This is a genomic window from Acidiferrobacteraceae bacterium (assembly GCA_037388825.1).
In the GTDB taxonomy this organism is placed as follows: Bacteria; Pseudomonadota; Gammaproteobacteria; order Acidiferrobacterales; family JAJDNE01; genus JARRJV01.
In genome coordinates this window covers 1-7,096 of record JARRJV010000080.1, presented here as the reverse complement: position 1 = coordinate 7,096, position 7,096 = coordinate 1, and the positions used below count along the sequence as shown (strand labels likewise).

Genomic DNA, 7,096 nt, shown 5'->3' with positions numbered 1-7,096 from the left:
CCGGGTCTCGGTCACCTCGAACCAGTTGATATTCTCCAGTGTCTTGCCGGCGCGACTGATAGCATTCTGGATGGCCGCGTCCGTGCTCTGCGGGGAAGAACCTACGATTTCAACAATCTTGTATACGTGGTCGCTCATACATCCTCCTTGTGATTGGTAAGGCTTCGGCAAGAATTGTACCCCCATGGATGCACGGGGAAAGGGTATACTTTGGCGCTGGCAAAGCGCCACCGGAACCCCGTCGATCCGGCGAATGGCCTGATGATACACTGGCGAACTCGAGGTAATGCACGTCCATGCGCAAGGTAATCCCCGTCAAGATTGATCCGGACAGCCTGACGTCCGAAGAGAAGTGCGGCTATTGTACAAACTCCACCTGCTGTACCTATATTACACAGGAACTGGATGCCCCCCGGTCCATGGAGGATTTTGACACCTTGTTGTGGCGCGTTTCTCACCACGATGTACAGGTCTACAAGGATGACGACGGCTGGTTCCTGCTGGTGAACAATCGCTGCAACCATCTGGGTGAGGATGGTCGTTGTGGTATCTATGAAAAGCGGCCACAAATCTGCCGCGAACACTCAAATGACGATTGCGAGTTCAACTCGCCGGCCGGCGCGGACGACTTCGAACTCTTTTTTCCTGATTACGAAACCCTGGACAAATACTGCCGAAAGCGTTTCAAGAGCTGGGACCGCCGCTGGGAACGCTTCGAAAAAGCAGGATAGACGGGCGAGGCACCGCCCCCGGAGTGAGTCATGAGCGAAACCTTTAGCGACGAGGATCGCGCCCAGTTTGCCCGGGCGCTGATGCAGTTGTTCGATCGTTGGGGACTGGATTCCGCTCAGCGCACCGCGCTACTGGGCCTGCCGCAGGAAACAAAGGCGCGCGCCCTGTCGCGACTGCGACAGGGCGAACCCTTGCCGCCCGAGCCGGAGATTCTGCACCGGGCCCGCTGCCTCCTGGAAATCGAACATTCCCTGGAAACCATGTTGCCCTTGAACGCCGCCATCGTCGACGCATGGATCGTCACGGAAAACATGTTGCTTGCCAGCCGACGCCCGTTGGACGTGATGATTGAGGACGGAGTTGAGGGTCTGGAGCGCGTAATGAACTCACTGACGGGCGGTAGTGACTGGTAGTTCTATACCAGCCCCGGAAGGACGTCCCGAAAATCCCGGATCGCCTCAAAGTCCTCGACATCCTTCGCCGCCGCCTTCGAGTCCGGCTGGTATACCGCCAGCAGGTGCGCGATGCCGTAGTCCCGGGCAGCCCTGAGCACCGGAAGGCTGTCGTCCACCAGCAGCGTGTGGGGCGGATTGAACGGTTCCACCGACTGCAACTTGCCCCAGAATTCGATGTCTTCCTTGGGCAGATGCAGGTCGTGGGAGCAGATCAGGTTGTCGAAATGGCCACCGATCTTCGTTTTCTCCAGTTTGATGCGGATGGCCTTGCCGTGGGCATTGGTCACGAGCACGATGCGTTTGCCGGCCGCGTGGGCTGCGTCGAGGAATTCAATCACGTGCGGATGAACCGCGATCAGATGATCCACTTCTTCCTTGAGGATCGCGATGTCCATGCCCAGTTCGTTCGACCAGTAATCCACCGAATACCAGTCCAGAGTACCCTCGGCGCGTCGATAGCGCGCCCGCAACTGTTCTTTCGCCTCCGCAGGATCCAGACCAAATTTTTCCGCGTACCGCCTGGGCACGTGATCGGTCCAGAAATAGGTATCGTAGTGCAAATCGAGCAGCGTCCCGTCCATGTCCAGCAGCACGGTATCGATGGTGGACCAGGGAATCGAAAGCACTTCGTCGCCTCGGGAAGTCGTTGGTCCGGCAGCCGGCGGTGCCGCCGCGCTCAAGCCGTTGCCAGCCAGCCCTCGGCCTCGCCGAGATCGTCAAAGATCTCCATTTCCGCATCGGTGAACGCGCCGGTGATCCACCCCAACCAGCTGGTCCACTCGGTCGAGGAAACGATCGCGATCCTGCGGAAATCCTGGCTGTGCTTGCGGGTGAACTTGATATCTTCCCATGCCATGTCGACCGTGAACCCGCTCATATTGCTCAGGTCCATCAACAGGCGAATCTTCGGGTTGGCCTCCAACTCGCCTGCAACGGCATTCTCGAATTCGCGAAAGTCATCTACTGTAAATTCACCCAGCACATGCACCCGCAACAGGTCCTGCTCCTCGGAAATTCCGATCATTCCTCGTCCTCTTGTGCAAATGGTCCGCCGGTTTCGTCGTTCACCGGATCGGGTTAAGTTATGTCATACGATAAAGGATGCGAGCAATGCCACACAAGTCCGGCGATAAAACCGCACCCCGGATCACGTCCCGGCGGACCGTGGCGCAAACGCGCCTGTTTCGCGTCGAGGAACTGGAGTTGCGGTTCAGCAACGGTGTCGAAGTCACCTGGGAGCGCATGTACGGTTCGCCACGCGGTGCGGTACTGGTGGTTCCCGTGCGCGATGACAACGAAGTGCTGATGATCCGCGAGTACGCGGCCGGCATGGAACGTTACGAGCTGGGATTGCCCAAAGGCCGCATCGAGCAGAACGAATCGCCGGTGGAGGCAGCCGGCCGCGAAATCACCGAGGAAATCGGCTTCGGCGCACGCAAGCTGCAGCTGCTGCGTTCGCTGACCGAGGCACCCGGATATTTCCGTCACGAGACCCATGTGGTTCTGGCGGAAGACCTCTATCCCGACAGCCGTCCCGGGGACGAGCCCGAACCCATCGAGCTTGTGCCCTGGCGCCTGGATCGCCTGGATGACTTGCTGAATCACCCGGAATGTACAGAGGCGCGCAGCATCGCGGCACTGTTCATAGTCCTCGAGCTGCTGCGCATGCGCAAGGAACAGACATGAAGAATTACTGTGATTGGCTGGACGAAGTCGCTGCAATCGCCCTGGATGCGGGCAGGGAAATTCTTCTTGTCTATGAGCGTGACTTCGAAGTCGATCACAAAGGAGATGGTTCACCGCTTACGGAAGCGGACCGCGCCGCGCACCGGCTCATTGTGGCACGACTTGAGGCCTTGACGCCGGACATACCCGTATTGTCGGAAGAGTCGGCGACCGTCGCCTATGAGACCCGCGCGGCCTGGCCGGTGTTCTGGCTTGTGGACCCCCTAGACGGAACGCGCGAATTTGTGAAGCGCAACGGGGAGTTCACGGTCAACATTGCGCTTATCGTTGGCCACGAACCCGTGCTGGGTGTCGTCCACGTGCCGGTCACCGGTGTGAGTTACCTTGCCTGTCATGGTGCTGGTGCGTGGAGGCAGGAAGGTTCCGCGGACCGTGCACCCATACGCGTCAGGCCGGTACCGCGGGACCGACTGACGATCGTCGCCAGTCGCTCCCACGCGGGCGAGACATTGAAGGCGGCGCTGGAACGGATAGGCCCTCACGAGACCGTCAGCATGGGAAGCTCGCTCAAGCTTTGCCTGGTCGCTGAAGGAAAGGCCGACCTGTATCCGCGCCTGGGTCCGACCTCGGAGTGGGACACGGCGGCAGCCCAATGCGTCGTCGAGGTCGCCGGCGGTCGCGTGACCGATCTCGAAAACCGGCCGCTGCGCTACAACAAGGAATCCATACTCAATCCTTACTTCATCGTTTCCGGGCCTGGCGACCGCAACTGGGCGGAATTTTTCGCCGATGGCTGAGGACTATATTGCGCCGGATTCCTGTGTGCTCGCCATCGACCAGGGCGGGCATTCGAGCCGGGCGATCGCCTTCGATTTCCAGGGTGCCCATCTGACTGAGGCAAGCCGTCCCATAGAGACCGTCCATGGAGACGAGGACCGGGTGGAGCACGACCCGCAGCAGGTTTTGCAATCGGTGCGCGAGGCGGTTGCGGAATGCGTCATCCAAACCGCCGCCGTGGGACGACGTATCGTTGCCGCCGGGATCGCGACCCAGCGATCCTCGCTGGTGTGCTGGAACCGGGACACGGGCGAGGCCCTCAGTCCGGTGATCAGCTGGCAGGACCGGCGTGCCGCCCACTGGCTGAGAAGTCTGGGTCTGGACCGCGAAGACATCCACAGGCTCACGGGCCTGTTCGTGACGGCGCACTACGGGGCGAGCAAGTTTCGCTGGTGCCTGGACAACATCCCGGGGGTGGCGCAGGCGCAGGCTGACGGTCGGCTCGCCATGGGGCCGCTGGCCAGTTTCCTGATTTTTCATCTGTTGCGGGAACAACCGTTTCTGGTGGATCCGGCCAATGCGTCGCGCACGCAGCTGTGGAACCTGCAGACCCGCGATTGGGAACCGGCCCTTTTGTCGCGCTTCGGGCTTCGGCGCGAAGACTTCCCGAACTGTGTGAGCAGTCGTTATTCCTTCGGGTCACTGCCAATCAGAGATGCCGAGGTTCCATTGACGATCGTAACCGGAGATCAGTCCGCTTCCCTGTTTGCCTTCGGTCGGATCCAGCCCGCTACGGCCTACGTCAACATCGGCACCGGGGGTTTCGTGTCGCGACCCGCGGGTCACTATCCTTCCTTTGGCCGGCGCCTGCTCACCAGCATCATTCACGCGGAGGATCATGAGCCGACCTTTGTACTTGAGGGAACGGTCAATGGTGCCGCAAGTGCCATCGATTGGGCCGGGGAAACCCTGGATATTCCCGACATCTACGACCGGCTGGAGGAATTTCTTGAGACCGAGACCGATCCGCCGCTGTTCCTTAACGGGGTTTCCGGCCTGGGAGCGCCTTTCTGGGTCGCGGACTTCCACAGCCGCTTCGTGGGCGATGGTAGCGCGCCAGCGCGCGCGGCGGCGGTGGCCGAGAGCATTGTTTTCCTGCTGGAAGCAAACATGCGCGAGATGCTCAAGTTTGCATCGCGGCCGGAGCAGATCCAGCTGACCGGGGGGATGGCAAGCTACGATGGCCTGTGTCAGCGCATCGCCGACCTTGGTGGCTTGCCGGTGTATCGCCCGCGGGAGCTGGAGGCCACTGCGCGGGGCCTGGCGTACCTGGTTGCGGGTATGCCCGGAAACTGGCCGGAACCGGGGTTCGGCGACTGGTTCAAGCCGCAGGAGAACGCGGGTCTGCGAAGTCGCTATGAAAAGTGGATGGCCGAAATGCTGAAGGGCATGCGCGAGGCGGGTCGGGCGGAAGGCTAGGCCGGATGCAAGGGCAGCGCGGCGGTACTGGCCACCGGCGAAGCCTTGCCCAGGCCAGGTCGCACCGCCTCCATGACCTTTTCTGCTGTCGCACGGTAGCCGGTCAGTTTGCCGCCATAAATGGTGAGCACACGGGGCCGGGAGGCGACATCGGCATGCAGGCGTGTTTCCCGGTCCCTGCCAAAGGCGATGCCATCACCAGCGGGCAATACCCGCAGCCCGGCAAAACTGTCCACCACGGTGTCGTCGCGATCGGGAAAGTAGTGGCGAAAGGTTTCACGCAGGTAGTCTATCTCTTTGGGCAGGGGATGAACCTGTGCCGGGTCGCCCGTATAGAAACTCTCCGTTGTGCCGACGAGGGTCTTGCCCTGCCAGGGCATGACAAAAACGGCCCTTCGGTCGGCAGGCGCCTCCACATAATAGATACCGCGCGCGATCTCGCCCGGCAGCACGATATGGGTCCCCTGGACCAGGTCCATGGCAAGCCGCGATGGTGCCGGATTCACCCGCGACAACACCTTGTTGACCCAGGGCCCCGCGGCGTTGATCAGGACCTTGCACTGTATCCGCTGCATTCCACGTTTGTCGCGGAACTGTACCGCGCAGCCCTGGTCGCTGCGTTCCGCGCCAATGAATTCAGCCGGACACTGAAGCTCTGCCCCGAGTTCCCGGGCCGAGGTCATGACCGCCCGCGTCAACGCGGCGTCATCCGTCTGTGCGTCGCTGTAACAAAAAAGTTGTTGCAGGCCATCGGTTCGCAGTCCATCCAGATTGCGCCAGGCCCGGGAAGGCAGCCGCTTGAAGCCGGTGTGGGCGCGAAAACCGGCAAGGGCGCTGTAGGCGGCCAGACCTAACCAGATCTTCCACGGCCGGCGCGAGGTTGCGCGGTACACGGGCAGGTAGAAGTCCCGCCGTTGCACCAGTTCGGGAGCCAGCTTGAGCAACAGTTCGCGCTCGCGCAGGGATTCCCGCACAAGTGCGATTTGCGCCGATTCCAGATAACGCAATCCGCCATGGATCAGCTTGCTGGAGCGACGTGAAGTGCCAAAGGCGAGTTCTTCCTGCTCCAGCAGGAGCACCCGATAGCCTGCGGCGACACCGGCCTGGGCAACGCCGCATCCGTGAATACCACCACCGACCACGGCGAGATCGAAGTCATCGCTCACGCCAGCGCCTTGATCATTTCGCCTACGGAGAAGGTTTCGACGAAGCGCGCGCCGCGGCGCAACAGGCGGCGTGCCACGGTCGGTCTGTCCACCTCGTAAACGACGACCTGCGGGCCCTCGATGTTCCATCGGCGCCAGCGTGGCAGGAAGCCCACATCGGCGAACAGGTATTCCGGGCCGATTTCCCGGACGATATCGGCCTTGCGGTCGCGCCAATGAACGAGAACGACCCCGAGGGCAAAACGGCCCTGACGCCTGGCCTCCCAAATGAAGTCATAGGAGAAGGAGATCAATACACAACGGTCGGCCACCGGTTCGAGTTCGCGTGTCACTCTTTCCAGCACGGTGTCGATACCAAAATGCTCGATGGTATTGCGCTTGATCTCGACGAAGGCGCGTATGTCGGGCCGGCCGAGCAGCCATTGCACGAAGGCGGTCAGCCGCGGGATGGGCTCGGCGGCGAAGGCATCGTCGAAACGCGCAGATTCGGAGGCATGCATGCGGTCCAGTTGCGCGGCGCTGTGGTCGGCAATGGAGCGGTTTATGCCGCATACCCGTTTCATGTCGCGGTCGTGAAACAGAAACGGAACGCCGTCGGAACTCAGTTGTACATCGGTTTCCACGTACAGCGCGCCGGCATCGGCGGCGGCATCGAAACCGATCAGGGTGTTCTCGGGGTAGTGCCGTGGCCAGCCGCGATGGGCGATGAGTTCAACTGCGGCCATACTCGATTGCTCCGGACAGACAAAGGATCCCGCCATACGGCGGGCTGCTGTCCGGAATTATCCGGTGTTTCCGGCG

At 61.3% G+C, this 7,096-nt stretch carries 10 protein-coding genes; 5 read left to right on the top strand and 5 right to left on the bottom strand.

Annotated features, from left to right (window positions below; genetic code table 11):
- Positions 1-138, bottom strand: a 138-nt coding sequence (locus tag P8X48_11595) for a dodecin family protein (GenBank protein ID MEJ2107947.1), incomplete at its 3' end; no start/stop codon positions are given.
- Positions 139-296: 158 nt separating this feature from the next.
- Between P8X48_11595 and P8X48_11590 the strand changes: the two genes are divergently transcribed.
- Together P8X48_11590 and P8X48_11585 are read left to right on the top strand one after the other, a co-directional pair.
- Positions 297-731: a YkgJ family cysteine cluster protein gene (locus P8X48_11590; protein ID MEJ2107946.1), complete on the top strand. Its 435-nt coding sequence runs from the start codon at positions 297-299 to the stop codon at positions 729-731.
- A gap of 30 nt (positions 732-761) precedes the next feature.
- Complete coding sequence (locus P8X48_11585) at positions 762-1,145, top strand: hypothetical protein (protein MEJ2107945.1); 384 nt, start codon at positions 762-764, stop codon at positions 1,143-1,145.
- 2 nt (positions 1,146-1,147) lie between these two features.
- Here P8X48_11585 and yrfG read toward each other — a convergent pair whose 3' ends face one another.
- Together yrfG and P8X48_11575 are read right to left on the bottom strand one after the other, a co-directional pair.
- Positions 1,148-1,813, bottom strand: a complete 666-nt coding sequence (gene yrfG, locus P8X48_11580) for a GMP/IMP nucleotidase (protein ID MEJ2107944.1) — start codon at positions 1,811-1,813, stop codon at positions 1,148-1,150.
- Between the two features lie 50 nt (positions 1,814-1,863).
- A complete protein-coding gene (locus tag P8X48_11575; protein MEJ2107943.1) occupies positions 1,864-2,211 on the bottom strand; it encodes an STAS/SEC14 domain-containing protein in 348 nt (115 codons plus the stop codon).
- An 86-nt stretch (positions 2,212-2,297) separates the two neighbouring features.
- Between P8X48_11575 and nudE the strand changes: the two genes are divergently transcribed.
- The 3 genes from nudE to P8X48_11560 are packed head-to-tail and all read left to right on the top strand — an operon-like array spanning position 2,298 to position 5,129.
- On the top strand, positions 2,298-2,873 hold the full coding sequence (nudE, locus tag P8X48_11570) for an ADP compounds hydrolase NudE (GenBank protein ID MEJ2107942.1): 576 nt from the start codon (positions 2,298-2,300) through the stop codon (positions 2,871-2,873).
- The gene (cysQ, locus tag P8X48_11565; GenBank protein ID MEJ2107941.1) at positions 2,870-3,670 is read left to right on the top strand and encodes a 3'(2'),5'-bisphosphate nucleotidase CysQ; all 801 of its coding nucleotides are present in this window, start codon (positions 2,870-2,872) and stop codon (positions 3,668-3,670) included. The genes nudE and cysQ overlap by 4 nt, the downstream gene beginning before the upstream one ends.
- Positions 3,663-5,129 carry an FGGY family carbohydrate kinase gene (locus P8X48_11560; GenBank protein ID MEJ2107940.1) on the top strand — a complete coding sequence of 489 codons (1,467 nt, stop codon included), beginning with the start codon at positions 3,663-3,665 and terminating at the stop codon, positions 5,127-5,129. The genes cysQ and P8X48_11560 overlap by 8 nt, the downstream gene beginning before the upstream one ends.
- Here the strand turns inward: P8X48_11560 and P8X48_11555 are convergent.
- Both P8X48_11555 and P8X48_11550 read right to left on the bottom strand, forming a co-directional pair.
- A complete protein-coding gene (locus P8X48_11555) occupies positions 5,126-6,295 on the bottom strand; it encodes an FAD-dependent oxidoreductase (GenBank protein MEJ2107939.1) in 1,170 nt (389 codons plus the stop codon). The genes P8X48_11560 and P8X48_11555 overlap by 4 nt on opposite strands.
- Positions 6,292-7,020 (bottom strand): glycerophosphodiester phosphodiesterase family protein, encoded by a 729-nt coding sequence (locus P8X48_11550; GenBank protein MEJ2107938.1) that lies wholly within the window; start codon positions 7,018-7,020, stop codon positions 6,292-6,294. Before P8X48_11550 ends, P8X48_11555 begins: the two co-directional genes overlap by 4 nt.
- Between the last annotated feature and the right edge of the window lie 76 nt (positions 7,021-7,096).

Bases quoted from the DNA above. Each gene is read 5' to 3' on its own strand.
- cysQ (MEJ2107941.1), top strand. From the start codon at position 2,870: ATGAAGAATTACTGTGATTGGCTGGACGAAGTCGCTGCAATCGCCCTG.
- P8X48_11590 (MEJ2107946.1), top strand. From the start codon at position 297: ATGCGCAAGGTAATCCCCGTCAAGATTGATCCGGACAGCCTGACGTCC.
- P8X48_11550 (MEJ2107938.1), bottom strand. From the start codon at position 7,020: ATGGCCGCAGTTGAACTCATCGCCCATCGCGGCTGGCCACGGCACTAC.
- P8X48_11560 (MEJ2107940.1), top strand. From the start codon at position 3,663: ATGGCTGAGGACTATATTGCGCCGGATTCCTGTGTGCTCGCCATCGAC.
- nudE (MEJ2107942.1), top strand. From the start codon at position 2,298: ATGCCACACAAGTCCGGCGATAAAACCGCACCCCGGATCACGTCCCGG.
- P8X48_11575 (MEJ2107943.1), bottom strand. From the start codon at position 2,211: ATGATCGGAATTTCCGAGGAGCAGGACCTGTTGCGGGTGCATGTGCTG.
- P8X48_11585 (MEJ2107945.1), top strand. From the start codon at position 762: ATGAGCGAAACCTTTAGCGACGAGGATCGCGCCCAGTTTGCCCGGGCG.